The following is a 23,294-nucleotide window of genomic DNA, read 5'->3' on the forward strand; positions in this document are numbered from 1 at the left end:
AAATTGGAATGCGTCAGAAGCAAACGGCATCGAGATGCCGGATCGCGGGCTCGAGCGAGCGGTTGGGGAAGGAATAGGGCGTGTCGTTAAGGAAAAGCCCGAGGTCCCAGTCGAGCGAAAGAGACCGGCCCTCACGGCTGACAAACTGCAACCGGCCATTCGTACCGATGGTCAGCTGCGTCTCGGACAGGCTCTGGCAAAAGGCTGCAAATGCGGCGTCGCCATCGCCTTCGGCCATAATGGCCGCCCAGCCGCAGCGTGCGCCATGGGCCCGAAACTCGATGCCCGCACCGGGGCCTGTGGTGACAGGATCGATCGGCTGGGTCGCTCCAAGCGCTGCAAAGCCGCGACCGGCGCGCATGACGATCCATTTGCCGAAGCGCTCGACCGTGTCGAAGGCCGATGTCTCGACATAGGCATGGGTGAAGCCAATGCGCGGATTGTCACCCAGATCATATAGCATCAGGCCGGTGTTTTCATATTGCGCGGCCCGCGGCATGGAACCATTGCCCGCCCAATAGGATGGTCGCTGGCTGCCCCAGGGATCATCCTCGCCCGGATGGTTCACCCAGGCGCGGGCAAAGGGATCGGCGGCAAGACGCAGATCGATCACATGCTGCTGATGGCCACGCCCGCCGGGCTTACCGTCCATCATAGAAGACAGCTGTACCGCTGCCGTCTTGTAGAGCACCAGCCGCGCTGCCTCGTCATGGCCCTGCACGTAATGCGCCGTCAGCGCCTTGCCCGGTTCCGGCTTCACGACGGCTGCCGCCTTCGCAGGCGGCACATAGGAGCCGGCCGCCAACATGGTCAGCGATGCAACGCCATCGTTCAGCCAGCCTTCACCGAAAGCAACCGTCGCAAAAGGCGCAAGCTCGGTCAGCGGCCCGGCGCGCAATTCCTTGTCATAGGCACGCCCCATCGTGCCGGCTGGAACACCGGCCAGCGTGTGCAGGCCGATCATCAGGAACAGGCGATCGACAAGCGCACGGGCGCGCGTCTGGATAACGCCCTCGCCCAATTGCTCGAGCGCCAGAAGACCGATGAAATCCACCGGGTAATAGGCAGCCGAATTCCATTCCGCCAATCCGTGGTGCTCGACACTGTCGAACCATTTCAACAGCCGCTCTTCGCCCAGCCGCGCCTGTTCTTCACCGATACGGCCCGAGCAGGTGAAGCCGGCACGCGGCAACAGGCGGCCCGCCAGATATTGCGAAACGTGGAAGCACAGAACATGGTTCTCGCTCCAGAACCACATCACGTCATTGCCCGGCTCATCCACCCAGTAACGATAGCTGAGGATTGCCTCGCGGATCTCACTCTGCATGTCGTCCGGCAGCCGGTCCTTGTATTGCGCATAGAGCCAGAGCAGCGGCACGAGAACGAAATCCGAGCAGTCGCGCCGCTCGTTGATCGCCCCCAGCGTATTGGCGATAATCTCGCGGAACACGGTATCCACCGGCAGGCCGGCCGCCATCATCGCAATCGCCTTGCCGGCGCGCTGTTCGCCATTCTGGGCAGCGAAGGCAATGGCCTCAGCCTTGCGCTGCGCCAGCGACAGGCCGGAAAGATCACGCAGCGGCTCGGACAGCGTGGCAAAACCGATATGGCGGGCAAGCCGCGTCTCGCCGATCGAGAAGGTCAGGTTGAGCGCATGGAAGCCATCGGGAAGATGCTCGGCTCCCGAAAGGCTGACGCTGGTTTCACCAGCCTTCAACAGGCCCGTCACGTCGAGCAGCGGCGGCTTGTCGCGCATATGCACGCTCGGCAGGATCTTTGCCGAAACACTCACATCCACATCGACCGGTCGCTCGACGGCAAGCGTCAGCCGCCCGTCGCGCACATGCAAGGGAGTGGGGCGCACGGCAATGGCCAGATCCTTGAGGATAGCCAGTGTGGCATCCGAGACATCGACCGGCAGTTCGATGCGAAGCGGCTGATCGTCCAGTAGGCTCAGTTCGAAATACCAGAGCGCATCGCGCTCGGCGAGTTCTTCCGTCAGCACCACCACATCGCTGCCGCCGGCCTTCAGCTGCAACGTAATCTCGGTCGTGGATTCGCGGTTGCGACGGAAGGGCTCGAACACCGCCTGTTCCACGCCGTCCACCCAGATGCGCACGCCACCGCAGGTGGTCAGCCGAAACCTAAAGGCGCCTGCCCGTTCAGGCACCAGCCGCGTCTTCAGCCAGCGGGAAAGCCGCGTCGGCCGGTGCCAGAAGCCGGAAAATTCCACACGACGGTTGAAGCCCGGCAGGTAGAGACCCTCAACGGCAAAATCAGCCTGGAGCGTGACCTGTCGCGTCTTGATCTCGTTCCACAAAGCGACCCGGCAGGGCAGATCGCCCACATCGACAAAGCCGTTGATGAAGCGATAATTCACCCGGTCTTCAGCCAGCGCCGACTGGCCGGGGTAAAGCACGGCACTGACCGGTGACATGGCCCAGGCGGTGATCGACTGACCCTGCTCGACCGGAAAGCCACCCTGGCTTTCGCTGATCTCGATGCTGGAAAGGGAGGATGCACGCATTGTGTCAGTCTTTCGGTTCGGCAGAGATAGACGCCACAGGCAGGGGCAGGCTGAGCTCGATCTGCTCCAGCAAAGCAGGCAGTTTCCAGATATGCGAAATGGAAAGCAGCGGTCGCTCGCGGCGAAGCCGGTGCTTGTGGCTGCGGCGCGTGGACCAGGCGAGGAATATGCTGATAAGGCCGAAACGGTTGGCGCCCAGAATGTCGCGCTGGAGATTGTTGCCGACCATGACCGTGCGTGCGAGGTCTTGGCCCGTCAGCTGAAGCGCCTCACAGGCCGTGGCAAACATCTTCGCCGAAGGCTTCAGCTCCCCGACATCGCCGGAAATCACATGCGCCTCAAAGCAGTCCCAGAGCCCGCGGGGCTTCAGGATGTTTTCAAAGGTCGCGCGCGGGCCATCTGCCACCAGTGCCAGCCGATAGCCGCTCTTGACCAGCTGGTGCAGCATGTCGCTGGCACCGGGGATCATCTCGGCCTTCACCACCACCTCGGTGCCGGGGATCTTTTCCTCGGTCGCCTCGTCGGCCAGCGTATCACCGCAATCGAGAAACACGGCGGCCAGATGCGGAACGGTGGAGGGCAGATCCTTTACCAGCCGTGCGACACGCTGCGGTATCCAGGCTTCCAGCTGCACCCAGGGCACCAGCGTGATCCCCTGCCCTTCATCACCGGTGCGGGTAAACTCAAAACACGGACCAAAGGCCGCACGCTTCATCTTGAGCCGCGCCAGGCGAATGTCGAGCTGGGATGCCGAGATCAGGCCACGGTCGGAAAAACGGTTGGAGAGATGAATGCCCTGCTCGCCGGCAAAGGCTCCACACATGGCCTCGATCAGCGTGCCGGATTTCACATGCATTTCGCCATTATCGGCCCAATGCGCATGCTTGCCGGGCTCAACGAAGAGGACCGGTCTGCCCTCCTCCACCGGCACGGAACCATCCGGGCGGCGCATGACAAGCCGCTTGCCATGGCGGGAGGCTTCCACCTTCACCACCTGCTCGTCAGCATCCAGATGCACCCAGACATGCTCCAGATCATAGAGATGCTGGATATCCCAGTCATACCAGATTGCATATTCCACCACCGTGCCGGCCATGGGGCGGATGGTGAACTTCGACGATACCGACGGCGATTCCTGGCCGTAGACGGCAAAGCCAGCCGCAAGCGGCAGAAAGGGCTCGCAGCCATCAAGCCGCAGAAGTGGCAGATGGCGGGCGGCAAGCTGCGTATCGGCATCGCCCTTGACGGCCATCAGCTCACGCAGGTCACCGGATCGGATCGTCATGCTGTTCATTGGGCTGTAACCCCCACGAGATCGAGGCTTTCCGCATGGTGACAGCGCACCTGCCTTCCGCCTTCGACGACGCGCAAGGCGGGCGTTTCGGCCCGGCATTTGTCATCGGCATAGGCGCAGCGCGGGTGGAAAGGGCAACCGGTCGGGATATTCATCGCATCGGCGATTTCGCCCTTCAGGGCCACGCGCTTGCGGGTGCGGTTGCCACGCGGATCAGGCTGCGGAACGGCGGCCAGCAGCGCTTCCGTATAGGGGTGCTTGGGCTTGGCAAACAGCTCATCGGTCGGCCCGACTTCCATCAACCGGCCAAGATACATCACGCCGACGCGGTCCGAAATATGCTCGACCATGCCCAGATCATGGGTGATGAACAGATAGGTCAACCCGAGCTTTTCCTGCAGGTCCTGCATCAGGTTGATGTTCTGCGCCGCGACCGACACATCCAGTGCCGAGACAGCCTCGTCGGCGGCGATGAAGCTCGGATTAAGCGCGAGCGCACGGGCAATGCCAATGCGCTGGCGCTGGCCACCGGAAAAGGCGTGCGGATAGCGCATCACATATTCCGGCCGCAGGCCCACAAGCCCCAGCAGTTCCGACACCCGGTCCTTGATCTCCGCCGGCGTGCCCATGCCATGGATCACCAGAGGTTCGCCCACCAGTTCCAGCAGCGTCATACGCGGATTGAGCGAGGAATAGGGATCCTGGAAGATCATCTGCATTTCGCGGCGGATTTCGCGCATGTCGCGATCGCCCAATGTGGTGATGTCCACAACATCGCCGCTCGTGCGGCGAAACAGGATTTCGCCCTCCGTCAGATCATAGGCGCGCAGGATGAGGCGGGCGATCGAGGATTTGCCCGAACCGCTTTCACCGACCAGACCAAAGGTCTCGCCCTTGCGGATATCGAAGCTGATATCGTCCACCGCCTTGATGGTCGCCACCTGCCGGTTGAACCAGCCTTCGGTCACCGGAAAATACTTCTTGGCACCGCGTACGGAAATCAGCGTCTCGGCATCCATGGATTTCTGCTGGAAAGTGCTCATTGGGCGGCCTCCGAGATTGCGACCTCTCCGGCGAAATGACAGCGCGCACGCTGCCCGCTCGCAAACACGACATCTTCCGGCGTCTTGACATCACAGACCCCGCGCACGCCATGCAGACAGCGTGGATGGAAGGAGCAGCCGGTCGGCACATTGTAGGGGTCCGGCACCATGCCGGAAATGGTGCGCAACCGCCGTCCATGGCTCTTGCCCAGACGCGGGATCGATTGCAGCAGCGCTTGCGTATAGGGATGCTTCGGCTCGTAGAAAATTTCATCCACCGTGCCGGTTTCCACCACGCGTCCGAGATACATCACGGCGACACGGTCTGCGATATCCGCCACCACGCCGAAATTATGGGTGATGAAGACGATCGCCATATTGAGTTCCTGCTGCAGCGATTTCAGCAGTTCGAGGATCTGCGCCTCGGTGGTGACATCGAGCGCCGTAGTCGGTTCATCGGCAATCAGGAGAGCCGGATCACAGGCCAACGCCAGAGCGATCATGGCGCGCTGACGCATGCCGCCGGAAAGATGGTGCGGAAAGCGGTCCACGATATCGTTCGGGCGTGGCATCTGCACGCGCGTCAGAAGTGCGATCGCCTGGGCACGGGCTTCCGCCTTGGAAACCTTCCGGTGCAGCATGACCGTGCGGATAATCTGGGTGCCAATCGTATGCACCGGCGAGAGCGCCGTCATCGGCTCCTGGAAAACCATGCCAATCTCGCCGCCGCGCAATTGCCGCATGGTGCGTGATTGCCGGTCCTGCGCTGAAATCAGCACTTCTTCACCGCTTGCCCGGCGAAAGCGGATCGTGCCGCTGGCATCGAGCGCAGTCTTCGGCTGCAGGCGCATGATGGAACGCGCAGTGACCGACTTGCCCGAGCCGCTTTCGCCGACAATCCCGAGCACCTCGCCGCGATTGACGTGATAGGAAACGCCGTTCACGGCGCGTACCAATCCATCGCGCGTGGGGAAATGCACACCGACATTGTCGAGTTCGAGCAGGCGTTCCGGCGGCATGGGTGCCAAGGGGGCATGTGTGGATTTTGTCATGTTGATCATTCCGTTCAACTGCCCCTCACTGGCCATAGGGATCGGCTGCATCGCGCAAGCCGTCGCCGATGAAGTTGAAGGCCAGTACCACCAGCACCACGGCAACGCCGGGTGCCAGAAGCCAGGGAGCAAGAGAAATACTGCGCAGGTTCTGGGCATCCTGCAAAAGCACGCCCCAGCTGACGACAGGCGGGCGAAGTCCCAGACCCAAGAAGCTGAGCGCCGTTTCACCGAGGATCATTTCCGGCACGGCAAGGGTCAGCGATGCGATGATGTAGCTGGTCATGGCCGGCAGCATATGCTTCGTGACGATACGGTATTCGGAAGCACCGGAAAGCCTTGCGGCCAGCACATAGTCCTCCGTCTTCAGCGAGAAGAAGCGGCCGCGCACGACGCGGGCAAGATGCGTCCAGCCGATCAGCGACAGGATGACAGTGATCAGCACGTAGACGAAGAGCGGATCCCAGGCGATGGGAAGTGCTGCTGCCAGCCCCATCCACAGCGGGATTGTGGGGATGGAGCGGATGAATTCCATCAGGCGCTGGATGCCTGAATCCAGCCAGCCGCCGTAATAACCGGAGACGGCACCGAGCGCGAGGCCAAGCACGAAGGAGAAGGCAACACCCACGAGACCGGCCGACAGCGTGACCCGTGCGCCATAGAGAAGGCGGCTAAAAAGATCACGACCAAGCGAATCCGTGCCGAGCAGGTTGATCTGCTGACGGCGATCATCCACCCCGAAGAAATGGGTCTTCGTCTCGACAAGGCCGAGCAGGTTATAGGTCTCGCCCTCTACGAAGAACCGCACCGGCAGAACCTTGGTACGATCCTCCTGATAGATGACGCGGGCCGTTTCCATGTCGCGGGTGCGCTTCATCGGATAGATGAACGGCCGCTGCAACTGGCCATCATGGATAACGCGCACCACGGAGGGCGGCGCAAAGGTGTTCAGCTTGTTGAACGTGCCGGGAAGATAGGGCGACATGAAATCGGCAAAGATCGCCAGCAAGGTAAGCGTGATCATGAAGCCCAGCGAGACCACAGCAAGCTTGTGCTTGCGGAAGCGCCACCAAATCAGCGTCCAGGGCTTTGCGGTATAGACGTTCTCGTCGCGGGCCGCTTCCTTTGGCGCCAGTGGTGGGGTGGCGGGAAGTGCGCTCAGGCGATCAAAGGTTTGAATATCGGTCATGGCGCTCCTCACGAGAACCGGATGCGCGGATCAGACAGCGCAAGAAGGATGTCGGACAACACCGTGCCAATGACGGTGAAGACGCTGAGAATGAGAATGAAGCTGCCGGCCAGATACATGTCCTGCATCTTCAAGGCCTGCAGCAGAAGCGGGCCCGTGGTCGGCAGGTTCAGGACGACGGCGGTGATGACATCGCCGGAAAACAGCGCCGGCAGCGCCCAGCCAACGGTGGAAATGAACGGGTTCAGCGCCACGCGCACCGGATAGCGCCAGACGACCGTGCGTTCACCAAATCCCTGCGCATAGGCGGTTTCCACATAAGGCTTGCGCAACTCGTCCAGCATGTTGGCGCGCATCACACGAATGAGGCCGGCTGCACCGCCGGTTGCCAGAACCACCAGCGGGATCCAGATATGCGAGAGCATGTTGACGATCTTGTCGAAATCCCAGGGCTTGCCTTCGAACTGCGGCGAGACAAGCCCACCGACATCGAGATTCATCCAGATAAAGGCAACCCACATCAGGATCAGGGCCAGCAGAAAATCGGGAATGCCTTTGCCGAGAAAGCCGAACACGGTGAAAATATAGTCGAAGGCCGAATATTGCCGCGTAGCGGAATAGACGCCGACGGGGATGGCAATGATCCATGTGAAGACGAGACTAATCGTCGACAGCACCAGCGTCAGCGCCAGGCGCTCCCAGATCAGCTCGCTGACCGGCGCGTTCCACTCGAGCGAGCGACCAAAATCACCATAAAACAGGATATTGGAAATCCAGCGCCAATATTGCACCAGCAGCGGGTCGTTCAACCCGTAATCCTCGCGCAACAAGGCTTCCTGCATGTCCGTGATATATTCGCCGCCGTTGCGCAACTGGGCGACATAGGCGGTCACGAAGTCGCCGGGCGGCAACTGGATGATCACGAAGGAAATGAAGGATACGAAGGCCAGCGTGGGAATGGCCCACATCAAGCGTCGGACTATATAGCCGAGCATGGTTACTCCTTCCGCTTCACAGCGGCAAAGTTCTTAAAGTCGCAGAGGCGCTCACGCCGCTGTCGTCATAGTTGATCCGGAATGGAAGGGTTCGCCCGCGCATCCGCGTCTGGTTGCGAGCGCGGGAGAACCCCAGCTGGTGTCTGGCCTACTTCTTCATCCACATCTGCTGTGTCTGGCCAAGGCCCTCGCCACGGGTGGTATCGTCTTCGATCAAGCCGTCACGGAAGTTCTTAAAATTGGTCTTGACGACGGAAATTGCCGGCACTTCGCCCACGACACCAATCACCCAACCCTCAGTCACGAAGGTCTTGATCAGATCAGTGAGCGCCGCATCGGCTTCTTCACGGCTGGCGGCCTTTGCGGCCTTGTCCCAATCACTGAAGACGCGACGAATGGCATGGTTTGCCGGCGGCTCGATGCCCGATGCGCCCTTTGTCGAATACCAGACATAATACTGATGCGCGTAGCTGTCATTGCCCATCATGATGCGCGGATCAGCCGCGACCACCGAGAGACGGTCGAACGGATACCACTGCATCTGGAAGTCATTGTTGTCGCGGCTGGCATCCCACTGGGTGCGGTCAATCAGACGCGGAAGCAACTCGATACCGACTTCCTTATAGTTGTCGGCAATGATTTCAACGGTCTTTGGACCATTGGGATGCTGCATTTCCACGACGATCGAGAGTCGCTTGCCATCCGGGCGCAGGCGATAACCCGCGCTGTCACGCTTGGCAAGACCGACCTTGTCGAGCAGCTGGTTTGCCTTGTCCGGGTCAAATTCCGCCCAGTGCGTTTCCAGTTCCGGGTCGAAGTTCGGCGAACCGGTAACAGGCGATGCCTGACGGGCTTCGGCCAGACCGGAAAAGACCAGTTCATTCACGGTCTGGCGATCGATCGCGACATTGAGCGCCTGACGGAAATCGGGGGTCTCGTAGAGCGCGCGCAGCACGTCATCCTTGACGTTGAGGTTCGGCACCAGCGACCAGGTCTGCGCCTGCGTCCAGCGGGTTACCTTATAGTCACCCTTGCTCTGGTTTTCCTTGTAGAATGTAAAGTCCTGCGGCTCGACATAGCGCATCTGCATGTCGATCTGCCCCTGCACAACCATCAGGTTGAAGGCTTCCTGATCGCTGAACAACCGGTGCGAGATCCGGTCGATATAGGGCAGCTGGTTGCCGGCCTGGTCCACGGCATAGTAATAGGGATTGCGCACCATGGTCACGACATCGGCCGGCGCCGGCTTTTCGATCTTCCAGGCGGTGATGACCGGCAGATCCGGGTTCTGCCACCAGGCGGTTGCCGCACCCTTGGAACCCCAGAGATCTTGCCACTTTGCTACGCCAAACTTGGCGGTCGCCGCCTGCAACTGTTCAGGCGTCGCATATTTGTTGTTGAACTGCTTCAGATAGTGCTTTGGGAAAATGAAGCTCGGGCGGTCAAGGCTCGGCTCGCCGGTGGAATCCTTGGCGAGGATTTCAAGGAAATAGACGTAAGGCTCATCAAAGCTCACCTTGAAGGTCTGGGCATCGATAACCGTCAGCTTCATCGGCTTGCCGCGCGGCGCCAAGGTCTGATCAATCGACTTCAGGAGATCTTTGTTCAAGAAGACATCATTGTACCAGAAGTCCACATCTTCGGTCGTGACCGGATGGCCGTCGGACCATTTCAGGCCCTTGAGCAACGTGAAGGTAAACTCCCTGGAATCCTCGCTGACCGAGTAGGACGAGATATAGCCGGGAATGAGACCGAGTTTGCCATCGGCATTCTGCGACCATTTCACCACACGCTCTTCCATCAGTTTCGTCGGTCCCCAGCGATCGCCTGGCCCCTTGAAAGCGCGCTGCCAGTTACCGCCATACTGACCAACTTCAACCGCCGTGATGACAGTCGGCTTTTCCGGGAGCCGCTGATCGACAGGCGGCAGCTTGCCGGCCTTCACCTGCTCGGCGAGCATCGGAGATTCCTGAAAAGCAAGCGCGGATCCTGCCAAACATGTCGCCAGCAGAATACCGACAGATGCGGTGAAAATATTTTTATGAATTACCATGCTATCCTCCCAGATTAGCGATGAACTGGCTTCTTACCTAAAATAATCCCTACAGAAGCGCTGAAACGGACGATCTGGTAAAGAAGCTCAAAAATCAAGCTCTAAAAAAATTTTCACTACTGGCGCTGTGCAAAGACCGAACCGCCACTCTCTCGCTCCACCAACTGGCAGCCAAGCTCCACCCGGCAGGCGGGATTGCCGAAGCCGGACACCGAGAGGCGTCTCTCGAGAACCTGCACGGTGTTGGAAGCGAGCGCCTCCAGAGGCACCCGCACAGTGGTCAGCGACGGCACGGTCAGATCGCCAGGCGCCACACCATCAAAGCCAACCACGGCGATATCCTTCGGAATATGAAAGCCTTGCGCCTGCAATTCGCTGAGCGCGCCGATGGCCAGATTGTCAGCCGCACAGAACACCGCCGTGAAGCCATCCAACCCGCCACGCTCAGCGATGAAGGTCTTCAAGGCGTCGCGCGCATGGGCGGGCTCATAGCCCTTGGCATAGAGCACCTCCGCCATATCCTGCGGCAGGTCGCGCTCGGCATAGGCATCATGGAAACCGTCGACACGGCGCATGATGGTGCTACGCCCCCGCCAAGTCAGGTGCAGAATGCGCCGATGCCCCTGCGACAGCAGCCATTCCGTGGCAAGCCGTGCGCCGTAGCGATTGGCTGGCGCGACCGTGTCGATATTCATCGTCGGATCTTCGCCATTCAAAAGCACGACACCGAGATCGGAAGCGGCAAGCGCGCGCAGCAAGGCCGGGTTATCGTCGAACACCAGGGCGATACCTTCCGCGCCGACGGCGCGTGCGCCTGAAATGATCTCTGCGGCATTGAGTTCCGGCGCGCCGGTATGGGCGACGACACGGATGCCGCGCCGCTCGCATTCGCGTGAAAGCGCCGTCAGCAGGGTCCAGGACACCAAGTTGATATCATTATGCGGCAGGTTACCGGGCGGCACGGCGAGATAAAGCGTCGTCAGTGATGCTATCACACCCTTTTGCTGGCGCTTGGCGAGATAGCCAAGCCTGCGGGCAACCTCAAGCACCCGCACCCGCACCTCCTGCGAGATCGGTGCGGTTCCATTCAACACATGGGAGACGGTGCTAAGCGCGACGCCGGCCTCGCGGGAGACATCCTTGATGCCGACTTTGCGGTCCAACCGTCTGTCCAAGCCAAGACTCCTATTCTGCGTAGAAGGGATTTGTGAAGAGCCTCGGTTCCTTACCATGCCAGACCTCGTAACGCACGAATGCTCCTGCAAATGGCTGATGAAGGCACAGCGTGCCCTTTGGCGGCGATTGCACATCGACCGTGCCTGCCTCCGTCACCGTGCGGATCTCGTCGCCGGCCACCAGACCTGTGAAAGTGACGCCGACTTCAGCGCCCGCCGCCACCTGCGTGCCGAACATCGGCAAGTCTTCATCAGAAGGCTTCGCCATGGTCTCATCCGGCGAGAAAGTCACGACATTACGCCCTTTTCGCACCGCCTCCAGGATGCCGCGGATCGAGGTGGTTTCCACCTGCATCCGGTTGGCGGGCCGCCCATGCCGGCGACGGTTCTTCAGATGGAAATCGCTGCCGCCAGTGGCCGGAATGCGCCGGCCGGAAACGAGAAGTTCCTGCCAGAAGGCCAGCCCCTGCTCGTTCATCACCGACCAATTGCCGTTCCAGATCTCATAGGCATCGAAGGCAACATCGAAGCCGGACTGCCAGCGCCCGCCGGCCGAATTCTGGAAGGGATGATTGATGACGATGGTGGCACCCTTGGCGCGCGCTTCTTCCATCTTTTCCGCGACATCCTGCGGCGAACGGCAGCGCCAGTCTTCGACCGGCCGTTCGACACCCAGAAAATTCGTGTGGCCGTAATAGGAGGTGAGTTCCATGGCCGGAATGACGAGGATATCAGGATCATCCGGCCGGATGATGTTCTGCGAGACGGTGTTGTGATCGGTGATCGCCACGAAATCCAGTCGGGCAGCGCGTGCCCGTTGAATGGCATCAAGCACCGTCACGCCGCCATCGGAATGTTCCGAATGGCTATGCAACTCGCCGGCCAGCCAGCGCTGGGTCTTGGCAATCAGCCGGATCTGCAGATCGACCTTGCAGGCCGGACCGATCTTCACGATGCCGAGCACGACATGCCAGCGACCGGCAATCGGTCCAAGATCATAGCCCGGCGTGGCGCGATCCTCTTCCAGCGTGATATGGCCACGCTCAGCGCCCGTCCAGCCGCGCATGCGACCATTCTGGGCGACGCCCAGATCAATGACGCTGCCGCCACCGCCAAACGGGAAGTGGTAGCTGACCTCGATGCGCTCGATCTGTGGCCCCACCTCGAAAGGAACCTCGACAAAGGATTTTTCGCCATCCGGAAAGCTGTCGATGACATAGGTGAATGTCTGGTCGCGTTCCGTCATTTCGTTTCGTCTTTCAGCTTCAGCGTGATGATTTCAAAGGGCTTGAAGGCAAGCGTCAGCTCGGCCCCGTCAAGCGCCAGGGGCATGGCACTCTCTTCGAGAAGGTCGGTCATCTCGACGGCGCGCACATCTGGATGAAGGGCCACGCGGGCATGGCGCCGCGTGCCGGTCGTCTCCCAGAGACGCAGGATCACGCCGTCGCCGGCCTCCGCCTGCTTGACCGCTTCCAGCGCAATACCCGGTGTGATGATGGAGGCGAGCGGCGAGACAGATGCTTTCGCCTCTCCGCGCACCACCGTCAGCGGCAGGTTGAAATCTTCTGCGGCCTCATGCACGGCCACCTTGTCGCCACTATGCGGCATCAGCGCATAGCGCATGCGGTGTTCGCCCTGGTCTGCCTCGGCCCAGGGATAGGTCGGCGAGCGCAACAGCGTCAGGCGAATATCGCTGCCCTTGGCATCGTAGCCGTATTTGCAATCATTCAGCAAAGCGACGCCGAAATCCTCTTCGCTGACATTGACCCAGCGCTGCATGGAGCATTCAAATCGGGCGCGATCCCAGGATGTATTGCGATGGCTTGCGCGGCGCACATGGCCGAACTGGATTTCCGCCTCCACAGCCGCTGCATTGACGGCAACCGGAAACGCCGCCTTGACCAGCGTATTATGTTCACGCCAGTCAATGAAACAATCGACCTCCACCCGCTCGGCACCCGCGGCAAGCGAGACGATCTGCACCAGGGTGGAGGCCTCATAGCGCCATTCGAAACGGATCGCGGCCCGTAACGGACCGGTTTCCACCACCTTGGCGCTCACCAGATCATCGATCTCATAGGACTGGTCCTCGAAATCCGCATCGATATCCCAGGCATCATATTGCGCCGGCATATCGCGGAACGCCTGCAGGCGATTGCCCAGCGCACCCGGTGGCAGGATCTCGCGATCGCGCTTGCGATCATGGATCGAGACCATGCGACCGGCCTTGTCGAAGCGGATCGACAGGTTCTCGTTTTCCAGATGCTCCGGCGAAACCTGAAGTGCATTTGCTGAAGGTGCGATGCTGCACTGTTCCACAAAACTGAAGGATAGAGGCACTAGGTTTTCAACCGCCACCACGCATGCCATCGTGCCATCGGCCTGGTGGATTGCCTGCCCTTCGCCTTCCAGCCCGAAGGCCAGGCCGGAACGATGCCGCCCCGTGGCATTGAAGATCGAAAGGCCGGAGGCCGGCGCAAGCTTTTGCATCAGCTTCCGGCGCAAGGCATCACTGCGTGCAAAGAAGTCCGCATAGTCCCGGTCGCTGTCGTCATAGACGGCGCCGATCGACGAGCCCGGCAGGATGTCATGGAACTGGTTGAGCATGACGATATCCCAGAGGCTGCGGATCTCGCCTGCCGGATAAGCGTGACCCGTTTGGCGCTCGGCCAGAACCGCCAGCATTTCGATCTCGCGCAGTGCGATCTCCGCCAGCCGGTTGGACCGCTTGTTCTTGGCAACCGAGGTCAGTGTTCCGCGATGGAACTCGGCATAAAGCTCGCCCACCCAGACCGGATAACGCTCCGGCTCGGCGCGCATGCGGGAAATCAGCCGATCGAAGAAGGGCCGCATCGTCTCGTGGCTGACCTTCGGGCAGCCGGGAATGCCGCGTTCCATGCGCCGGATGTTCTGCAACATCTCACGCGTTGGGCCGCCGCCGCCATCGCCAAAGCCATAAACGAGAAATAGTTCGGAATTCAGTGCCTGCTGGCCGTGCCGCCGCCAGGTACCCATCACATGCGTGGGCTTCAGGTTGGGGCAATAGGTCGTGCCAAGGCTGGTCGAATCATAGGGCTGCGTCGTCAAGAAATAGGCAACCACCTTGGTGCCATCGATACCCTGCCAGAACATGGTTTCGTCCGGCATGCGGTTGGTATCGTTCCAGGACAGCTTGTGGGTGACGAAACTATCGAGGCCAGATTTTTCCATCAATTGCGGTAGCGAGGCGGAATAGCCAAACGTATCCGGCAGCCAGATCATCCGCGGGCGCACGCCAAATGTCTTCTGATGATAATCGACTCCGTAGAGAATATGGCGCACCAGCGCTTCACCGCCGGCAATATTGACATCCGGCTCCAGCCACAGCGCGCCTTCGATTTCAAAGCGGCCGGTCTTCACCTCGGCTTCGATCCGCTGGAACAGTTCCGGATAGTCCTCGTTCAGGTGATCGAGAAGGACACACTGGTTGTACATGAAACGGTAATCGGGAAAATCCTCCATCAGCGACAGCGCTGTCGCCATGGAGCGGGCCATCTTCTGGCGCGTTTCGCGCACCCGCCATAGCCATGCGACATCGATATGCGTGTGGCCGGTGGCAACCACCGTCGGCTTATCCTCGAAATCCTGCGCCTCATAGATCGGCTGAACGGCCGCACGCGCCTTAGCCATGGAGGCACGGAAACGCGCGTCATTGCCGGGCCGCAGATCGATGTGGTCGATAGCTGCTTCCACATGGTTGAGAATGAAATGCCGGCGCGGATCGTCCAAGGCCAGCAGGCGCGCCACATCCAGCGGCACGCGCAGATCGTAATAGAGATCATCGACCTCCAGATCATGCAGCTTCAGGGCACAGCCGAATCCCAGCTGCCGGCGATCCTCAATGGTCCCGGCTTCGATGAGAATATCGAAGCTTTCGCCTGCCTTCGCCTCGGCGGTCAGCATAAATTCGCGATGATTGCCATCGACGCCCTGGCGGATCGCGCCATTGACACGAACCAGACATTGCGGATCGCTGCGCCCCATGACGCTGCCGAAGGCGGCATCCACGGCGACGACCACGCGCTGGCCGTCTGCCTGCGGCGGGACCGTCACCTGTCCGCCGAACCAATAATAGCCGTCCGGCTCGCCCCAGATGAGGTCGCGGCTGACCGGTGTCCAGCCTGTCCGATCGGAGGTGACCATGGCTGCCCGCCCGTCTGCGGCAGCCGGCGCATAGACGAGGGGAACCTGCACGCCGAGCGGCAGGAAAATCCGTTCCTGCAGGCGCGAGAGCAGGTGGTCGATTTTGCGGATACGCTTCATGAACGAGGCCCCTCCTCCGAGGCCATGGAATGGATTTCCCTCAGGACCAGACGCTTGGCTGGTCCTGACTGATCACGATCGCCTGCGTATTCCAGCCGGACGGTAGCGGCGACGGTCTGTCGAAGGAAATGTCCTCCAGCGCCAGACCCGAGACATTCAGCGCAAAGAGCGATGGCATGCCGCCGGGATAGGCCACAAGCCCGATGACCTGGCCATTTTCATCCTTCACCCAGGCATTGGCGCGGCCTGCCGCATCCGGCGATGGCGCCAGATCGAAATGGGTGGGACGCACATCATAGCGATGCCCCTTGAAAGGCCCGTCCACCTGCCGGATGGCAATGCGGCTGAGGCGCAGATTGGCAATGCCAGACGCACTGTCGGCGATCAGGTTGACGGCCCCCTCCATGGACCCATCGATGTCCTCGAAGGTGACATTCTCAACACGGCCAGCCGGTATTCCGGGATTGCGATCGACGACGGTGATGGTGATTGCCTCGCCAGAACCCCAGAAGCCCTCCGGCGTTTCATGGGCATCCAGCGTGATGCGCTGGCTCAGCACATTGCTGATGCGCCCGCCATCACGCGAGAAGATGCCGATGGCACGGTTGGACCGCAGGATCTGGCAGTCGCGGAAGGTGATATTGGTGACGTCGCCATGCGTTTCCGTGCCGACCTTCAGGGCGCAGCTGCGGCTTTCGATACGCGAATGCTCGACGAGGATATTGCGGCAGACGCCGACGGCCTTGCCATCAGGCCCCTTGCTCGTCTTCAGCACCACGCCATCATCAGCCGTTGCAATATCGCAATGGCGGATAGTCACGCCATCGCAGGCATCGATGACAATGCCATCGGTATTGGGCATTTCGCGATCGTTGTCGATGTTCAAGCCTTCGACGGAGACGTTGCGGCAGGCAATCAGATGCACCGTCCACATGGGCGAAGAGCGGATGGAAAAGCCCGAAAGCGTTACATTTTCACAACCCTGCATGACCAGCACGCGCGGGCGCAAGGCAGCCGGAATATGGGTTCCCATGTCTTCAAGCCGGCCTGTGATGAAATCAGGACCCGGCGCCTCGATCAATCCCTTGCCGGTGATGCGGATATTGGCGGCATTCTTTGCCGTCATCATGGCCGTATCGGAGGATTCGGCGATCACATCGACGCGGTTACCGGCATAGGCGGCATAATCGCTGGAAAAGCGCAGCACGGCACCTTCGGCCAGATGAAAATCAAGCCCGGCCGGAAGTTTCAATGCGCCGCAGAGGTGAAGACCCTCCGACAGCACAAGCCGAACACCATTGGTAGCCGCCTCCACCATCGCCTGCTGAAGCACAGCGGTACAATCACCCGGCATAGCGGAAAAAATATTTTCATTATTTGACAAGGCCAGCGCCTCCCGTTCGCAAGCTTTCACACTATGCGACGGAGTTTTAGCTAGAAAAATGCGTCAATCAAGCCTGGAAAGACGACAGGGGCATAAAAACCACGAAGCTTTCAGCAGAATGTTCATGCAAATATTTTCATATCCGAGCATGGCATCCGATCGAGACCTATTCGGCGGCCTTGAGCCGGCTTTCGATGAGAAGCCCGCTTTCATCCAGAATGGGATGCGCCACGGAGACGATATGTGCGTTGATGCGCTTCAGATCCCGCAGCATATCGAGATGCAGGGAACTGGTCTGCAGGCTTTCGATGCGCCCATCCTGCAACCGCTTGATATGCCGCTCGGCGGATTCCTTTTCCATCCGGCGCACCTCAACCTTGACCTCCATCATCTGGCGGGCAAGCCCGAAATCTCGGGTCACGAAAATGGTCTGGGCAACGCGCAGGTTGTCGATGGTGAGGTTCATCAGCCGCGTCAATTCCTCATACCCATCATCGGAAAACTTCAGACCAAGCGAGATCTTCTTGGTCACCTGCGGCAGCAGGCCCTTCTCGATGATATCGCCGATATGTTCGAGATTAATGGCATAATCGATGATGTGGATCGACCGCCTGCTGTTTTCATCGCTCAGGCCCACGCGTGACAGCATGGCAAGATAGACTTTGACCTCCTGCTGGAGTTTATCCACCCGCGCCTCCAGTTGCGCAATCTCGGCCAATTGCGCCATGTCGCTGCCGCGGAAAGCTTCCGCCGTCTTGAGCAACATCCGTTCGATGAGATCGCCAACGCCGAGCACCTCGCGCGTGGCACTGGCAAGCGCCACCACCGGCGTGGAAAGCTCTGTCCGATCCAGGAATTTCGGTGCCATGTCCGGCTGCTCTTCGTCTGCAATCAGCCCTGCCATGCGGTTGGAGAGCAAAGAGGAGAAAGGCCAGGCGACCAGGGTCAGCAACAGGTTAAAGGCCAGATGCGCATCGACCGGCAGCATGGCCGGCGGGGTGGGGATGAGGTCGAGAGCCATTCCGCCATAGCCGGCCACCGGCAGAACCAGCATGCAGCCGACACCACGCACGATAAGATTGCCAAGCGTAACGCGGCGGGCAGAGGCAGCACCACCCAGGGAGGCCATGAAGGGTGGGATCGCGCCGCCGAAATTGGCGCCCAGAACCAGAACCAGAATGAGGCCGGACGGCACGGCACCGGTTGCCGCCACCGAAAGGATCAGCACAACGGCCGCCAGACTGGAGGAAGAGACGAATGCGATAAAGGCTGAAAAGGCAAAGGCCACCGGCCAGGCCTGATCGAGCAACCCGATAAAGGCAATCAGCGCATCGGAATGGCGCAGCGGTTCAGTCGCGGCACTCATCAGATGCAGGGACAGCAGCATCAGGCCGATGCCGATCAGAGCGCCGCCAAGCCCCTGGCGGCTTGCCGATTTGCTGCGGTAAAAGCCGATGCCGATGAGGATGAGCAGTGGCGACAGCCAGCCAATGCCCAGCCCGACGATCCAGGCGGTGACCGCCGTGCCAACATTGGCACCGAGCAGAACGATCTGCGCCATACGTGGCTTGATCAGTTCACGCTCCACGAAGGAGGCGGTCATCAGGGCCGTGGCGGTGGAGCTTTGCAGAGCGATTGTGGCAAAGAAGCCGGAGGCAAACGAGCGAATGCCATTGCGGGTACCAGTCGCAAGCCCCGTGCGCAAACGGGCACCAAAGGCGCGCGACACGCCATTCTTAACCTGCGACAGCCCGAACAGCAGCAGGGCCACCGCGCCGAACAGGTTGATCATGATGGCCGTAGAACCCATGGCTGAAAATCTCCCGCGGCATCCTCCCCAATAGCGGAAGGTTCATCGGCAAAGTCGATGGGAATTCTCTCATCGTGTACTGAAACGCTCAAAAAACAGTTTCAGCATGGCCGAATATGGCCATGCCGTGCAAGTGTGCGCTCCTGATCGCGCCTTTCATGCCGCCATAGGCGACGCAGCATGAGAATCCCGCTCAGGCGCCGGTGATCCTCTGGCCGTCCGAGCCAAAGGCATGGATGTCCTTCAGATCTGCCGCAATCACCATCTGGTCACCCGGCTCGATCCTGGAACGGCCGGAGACGCGAAAGACGATGTCCTGGCCCGAAGCGAGCCTGCCATAAACGTAGCTTTCGGCGCCGACCAGTTCCACGGCACCCACGGTCACATCGGCCCGGAAGGCCTGATCCTGCGCGGAACCTTCGGGCACAAGCCGCAGATCTTCCGGCCGGATGCCGACAGTTGCGGCCTGCCCGCCGCCCGCCAAGTGAAATCCACCCTTGGCCTGATCCAGAAGGTTCATCGAGGGCGAACCGATAAAGGTCGCGACGAATGTCGTTGCCGGACGCTCGTAAAGCTCGATCGGCGTTCCGACCTGCTCGATCTTGCCGGCATTGAGCACCACCAGCCGGTCGGCAAGCGTCATGGCCTCCATCTGGTCATGGGTGACGTAAACGCTTGTCGTGCCCAGCGCCCGCTGCAGCCGCTTGATCTCGACGCGCATCTGCACGCGCAGTTTCGCATCGAGGTTGGACAGCGGCTCGTCAAACAGGAAGGCGGAAGGTTCGCGCACAATGGCGCGGCCCATGGCGACGCGCTGGCGCTGGCCACCGGAGAGCTGGCGCGGCTTGCGCTCCAGATACTGCTCGATTTCCAGCGTCGTTGCCGCCTTCTGGATACGCTGCTCGATGACATCGGCCGGCGTATTGCGGTTCTTCAATCCGTAAGCGAGGTTCTGGCGCACCGTCATATGCGGATAGAGCGCATAATTCTGGAACACCATGGCGATATCGCGCTCGGATGGTTCCAGCGTGTTGACCACGCGGTCGCCGATCGAGATTTCACCGGAGCTGATGCCTTCAAGACCGGCAATCATGCGCAACAGCGTGGACTTGCCGCAGCCAGATGGGCCGACCAGCACCAGAAGCTCACCATCGGCGATATCGAGTGAGACGCCCTTGATGGTTTCTACCGCGCCGGCATAGGTCTTGCGGATATTGTTGAGGGTTATCTTGGCCATTACTTTTCAGTCTCCACAAGGCCTTTCACGAACCAGCGCTGCATCAGAACAACCACGAGAATGGGCGGGATGATGGCGAGGATCGCGGTGACCATGACATAATTCCAGGGGGTAGACGCGTCGGCAAAATCCACCATCTTGCGCAGACCGATGATGATGGTTGCCATCTGCGCATCATTCGTCACCAGAAGCGGCCACAGATACTGCGTCCAGCCATAGATGAAGAGAATAACGAAGAGGGCCGCGATATTCGTTCGCGAGAGCGGCAGAAGGATATCCTTCATGAAGCGGAAGGGACCGGCATTGTCGATACGCGCCGCTTCCACCAGCTCTCCCGGTATCGTCAGAAAGAACTGACGGAACAGGAAGGTGGCGGTTGCCGAAGCCATCAGCGGCAAGGTCAGCCCGGTATAGCTATCGATCAGCCCGAGATCGACGATCACCTTGTAGGTGGGCAGGATACGCACTTCCACCGGCAGCATCAGCGTCACGAAGATCATCCAGAAGAAGACCATACGCAGCGGAAACTGGAAGAAGACAATGGCATAGGCCGAAACGAAGGAGATGACGATCTTGCCGATGGCGATCGCCATGGCCACCACGAACGTGTTCCACAGCATGCGCTCCAGACTGACGCCGGAGACACGCTCGACACCGCCATCAATGGCGCTCGCGTAGTTTTCAACCAGATGACTGCCCGGCACGAGAGAAATCGGCGGGCGCAGGATCTCGGCCGATGACAGACTGGAGGCCACGAAGGTGTAGTAGATCGGGAAGGCAACAATGATGATGCCAATGATCAGCATCAGGTGCCCGATGAGGCCGGCGATGGGACGTCTTTCAATCATGATCTGGCCTCACGCATAATGCACGCGCTTCTCGACGAAGCGGAACTGGAAGGCGGTCAGGGCAATGACGATGACCATCAGGATGACCGATTGCGCCGCTGACGAACCAAGATCGAGGTTCACGAAGCCATCATTATACACCTTGTAGACCAGCGTCTCGGTGGCCTTGGCAGGCCCACCGCCCGTCACCGCATGGATGATGCCGAACGTATCGAAGAAGGCGTAGACGGTGTTGACCACAAGCAGGAAGAAGGTCGTCGGCGCCAGAAGCGGGAATACAATCGTCCAGAAGCGGCGGGCACCGCGTGCGCCATCAATAGCTGCCGCCTCGATGAGCGATTTCGGAATGGCCTGAAGGCCGGCCACGAAGAACAGGAAGTTATAAGAGATCTGCTTCCAGGCGGCTGCCACGACGACAAGTCCCATGGCCTGATCGCCATTCAGAAGTGGGTCCCAATCCACACCATTGCGGCGCAGAATATAGGCAAAGGTGCCCATGGACGGGTTGAACATGAACAGCCACAGCATGCCGGCAACAGCCGGCGCCACGGCATAGGGCCAGATCAGCATGGTGCGGTAAAAGCCCTTGCCCTTGACGACACGATCGGCGGCCGTTGCCAGCATCAGCGCCACAACCATGGCAAGCACGGCTGTTGCCGCACTGAAGATCAGCGTCACCTGCAGCGAATGCAGGTAATTCTCGTCCGTCAGCACGAAGCGGAAATTATCAAGACCGACAAAGCCGCTCGACAATCCGAACGGATCTTCCCGTTGCAGCGACTGATAGAGTGCCTGGCTTGCCGGCCAGAAGAAGAAAATCACCGTCAGGATGATTTGTGGCGCAACCAGAAGATAGGGAAGCACCTTATTGGGAAACACAACGCGTTGCACGGCGATTGTCCTGTTCTGACATCAGCCCGCGATGGCTCGCATCACGGGCTGATGGTAAGGGTGGATTAACGCTGGGCCTGCTTGATGGCGGCATTGCCGCGCTCGACGATCTTGTCCATCGTGGCCTTTGCGTCCTGCTTTCCGGCCAGCAGCGACTCATATTCTTCGTTCATGATGTCGCGAACCTGCGGCAGGTTCACGAGACGCACGCCCTTGGAATTTTCCGTCGGCGCCTTGCCCATCATCTGCAGGATCGGCGTTTCGCGGGCCGGGTTCTTGTCGTAGAAACCAGACTTCTTGGTATCTTCGTAAGCTGCCATGGTGACCGGCAGATAGCCGGAAACCTGGTGCAGACGGGCCTGGATCGGCGTCTGCGACAGGAAGTTGAAGAACTGCGCAATGCCCTTGTACTCGGCATCCGACTTGCCGCCGAAGACCCAGAGGCTGGCGCCACCCGGAATGGTGTTCTGCGGACGACCCTCGCCCGGATAATAGGGCAGCTGGCCGATACCGTAATTCATGCCGGACTTGATGATGTCGCCAAGGCCGCCGGAGGATTCGGTGAGAATTCCGCATTCATTCGAGGTGAAGAGCTGCTTGGCTTCCGAGGTGCGGCCGCCATAGCGGAAAGTGCCGTCCTTGGCGAGATCGGCCAGCGTCTGAAAATGCTTGACGAATTCCGGTGAATTCACCTTCAGTTCGACCTTCGTGCCGGCAAGGCCGTTCTCGTTGCTGCCATAGGAAACATTGTTCCAGGCGGCAAAGTTTTCGGTCTGGATCCAGGTGAGCCAGGTGGATGTCAGGCCGCAGGGGCTTGCACCGCTTGCCTTGATCTTTTTGGCGGCTTCGAACACTTCAGGCCAGGTCTTCGGCGCCTCGTCCGGATTAAGGCCTGCCTTCTTGAACGTGTCCTTGTTGTAGTACATCACCGGAGACGAAGAGTTGTACGGGAAGGACAGCATGGTGCCGTCGGGCTTTGAATAATAGGCAACAATGCCGGCCAGATAGTCGGCCTTGTTGAAGGTAAAGCCGCCCTTCTTCAATACGTCGGCCACGGGCATGACGGCGCCTTCGGCACCCATCATCACGCCGCTGCCGGCATCAAAAACCTGCAGGATAGCCGGCGATTGCTTGGCGCGGAAAGCCGCGATGCCGGCATTCAGCGTTTCCGGATAGCTGCCCTTGAACACAGGCACGATCTTGTATTCGCTCTGGCTGGCGTTGAATTCCTTGGCCAGATTGTCGACGACCTCGTTATTGGCCCCCGACATGGCATGCCACCATTGCAGTTCGGTTGCCGCAAGCGACACGGAGGCGCTGGCAAGCATGGCGATGGATGCAACAGTGCTGCCCAGAATGATGCGTAAAGACATGAATTCCTCCCATTATGATTGGCCGATGTGGCGATGATCACGCCTATGCGGCGATCCTCCCCGACCACCAGCTGGATGTTTTAGACATTCGAGAGCTTGAGGAGAAGAGGAAGATTGCAAA

The 23,294-nt window shown here is 59.9% G+C and carries 16 protein-coding genes; all 16 read right to left on the bottom strand.

Annotated elements, in window-relative coordinates:
* Positions 1 to 13: 13 nt before the first annotated feature.
* The 16 genes from E8M77_RS03030 to ugpB all read right to left on the bottom strand — a co-directional run bounded on the left by E8M77_RS03030 (position 14) and on the right by ugpB (position 23,173).
* Complete coding sequence (locus E8M77_RS03030) at positions 14 to 2,527, bottom strand: hypothetical protein (protein ID WP_205910451.1); 2,514 nt, start codon at positions 2,525 to 2,527, stop codon at positions 14 to 16.
* A gap of 4 nt (positions 2,528 to 2,531) precedes the next feature.
* The gene (locus E8M77_RS03035) at positions 2,532 to 3,821 is read right to left on the bottom strand and encodes an HAD family hydrolase (protein WP_137129124.1); all 1,290 of its coding nucleotides are present in this window, start codon (positions 3,819 to 3,821) and stop codon (positions 2,532 to 2,534) included.
* Positions 3,818 to 4,864: an oligopeptide/dipeptide ABC transporter ATP-binding protein gene (locus tag E8M77_RS03040; RefSeq protein ID WP_137129125.1), complete on the bottom strand. Its 1,047-nt coding sequence runs from the start codon at positions 4,862 to 4,864 to the stop codon at positions 3,818 to 3,820. Before E8M77_RS03040 ends, E8M77_RS03035 begins: the two co-directional genes overlap by 4 nt.
* Complete coding sequence (locus tag E8M77_RS03045) at positions 4,861 to 5,916, bottom strand: ABC transporter ATP-binding protein (RefSeq protein WP_205910452.1); 1,056 nt, start codon at positions 5,914 to 5,916, stop codon at positions 4,861 to 4,863. The genes E8M77_RS03040 and E8M77_RS03045 overlap by 4 nt, the downstream gene beginning before the upstream one ends.
* Positions 5,917 to 5,941: 25 nt before the next feature.
* Positions 5,942 to 7,105: an ABC transporter permease gene (locus E8M77_RS03050; protein ID WP_137129126.1), complete on the bottom strand. Its 1,164-nt coding sequence runs from the start codon at positions 7,103 to 7,105 to the stop codon at positions 5,942 to 5,944.
* 8 nt (positions 7,106 to 7,113) lie between these two features.
* A complete protein-coding gene (locus tag E8M77_RS03055) occupies positions 7,114 to 8,100 on the bottom strand; it encodes an ABC transporter permease (protein ID WP_137129127.1) in 987 nt (328 codons plus the stop codon).
* Positions 8,101 to 8,248: 148 nt separating this feature from the next.
* The gene (locus tag E8M77_RS03060) at positions 8,249 to 10,060 is read right to left on the bottom strand and encodes an ABC transporter substrate-binding protein (protein ID WP_246659105.1); all 1,812 of its coding nucleotides are present in this window, start codon (positions 10,058 to 10,060) and stop codon (positions 8,249 to 8,251) included.
* Between the two features lie 209 nt (positions 10,061 to 10,269).
* A complete protein-coding gene (locus tag E8M77_RS03065) occupies positions 10,270 to 11,328 on the bottom strand; it encodes a LacI family DNA-binding transcriptional regulator (protein WP_246659106.1) in 1,059 nt (352 codons plus the stop codon).
* A 10-nt stretch (positions 11,329 to 11,338) separates the two neighbouring features.
* Positions 11,339 to 12,574 (bottom strand): CehA/McbA family metallohydrolase, encoded by a 1,236-nt coding sequence (locus E8M77_RS03070; protein WP_137129130.1) that lies wholly within the window; start codon positions 12,572 to 12,574, stop codon positions 11,339 to 11,341.
* Positions 12,571 to 15,630, bottom strand: coding sequence for a glycoside hydrolase family 38 C-terminal domain-containing protein (locus E8M77_RS03075; RefSeq protein WP_137129131.1), 3,060 nt, complete (start codon positions 15,628 to 15,630; stop codon positions 12,571 to 12,573). The genes E8M77_RS03070 and E8M77_RS03075 overlap by 4 nt, the downstream gene beginning before the upstream one ends.
* A gap of 40 nt (positions 15,631 to 15,670) precedes the next feature.
* Positions 15,671 to 17,014 (bottom strand): glycoside hydrolase family 28 protein, encoded by a 1,344-nt coding sequence (locus E8M77_RS03080; RefSeq protein ID WP_246659107.1) that lies wholly within the window; start codon positions 17,012 to 17,014, stop codon positions 15,671 to 15,673.
* A gap of 166 nt (positions 17,015 to 17,180) precedes the next feature.
* The gene (locus E8M77_RS03085) at positions 17,181 to 18,824 is read right to left on the bottom strand and encodes a Na/Pi cotransporter family protein (RefSeq protein ID WP_137129132.1); all 1,644 of its coding nucleotides are present in this window, start codon (positions 18,822 to 18,824) and stop codon (positions 17,181 to 17,183) included.
* A 193-nt stretch (positions 18,825 to 19,017) separates the two neighbouring features.
* Complete coding sequence (locus E8M77_RS03090) at positions 19,018 to 20,061, bottom strand: sn-glycerol-3-phosphate import ATP-binding protein UgpC (RefSeq protein ID WP_137129133.1); 1,044 nt, start codon at positions 20,059 to 20,061, stop codon at positions 19,018 to 19,020.
* Positions 20,061 to 20,909: a sn-glycerol-3-phosphate ABC transporter permease UgpE gene (gene ugpE, locus E8M77_RS03095; protein WP_137129134.1), complete on the bottom strand. Its 849-nt coding sequence runs from the start codon at positions 20,907 to 20,909 to the stop codon at positions 20,061 to 20,063. Before ugpE ends, E8M77_RS03090 begins: the two co-directional genes overlap by 1 nt.
* A gap of 9 nt (positions 20,910 to 20,918) precedes the next feature.
* Positions 20,919 to 21,800: a sn-glycerol-3-phosphate ABC transporter permease UgpA gene (ugpA, locus tag E8M77_RS03100; protein ID WP_137129135.1), complete on the bottom strand. Its 882-nt coding sequence runs from the start codon at positions 21,798 to 21,800 to the stop codon at positions 20,919 to 20,921.
* Between the two features lie 65 nt (positions 21,801 to 21,865).
* Entirely contained in the window at positions 21,866 to 23,173 is a 1,308-nt protein-coding gene (gene ugpB / locus E8M77_RS03105) for a sn-glycerol-3-phosphate ABC transporter substrate-binding protein UgpB (protein WP_170975722.1), read from the bottom strand.
* Positions 23,174 to 23,294 lie beyond the last annotated feature (121 nt).

Origin of the sequence: Rhizobium sp. FY34, assembly GCF_005222845.1 — a bacterium.
Classification (GTDB): Bacteria; Pseudomonadota; Alphaproteobacteria; order Rhizobiales; family Rhizobiaceae; genus Neorhizobium.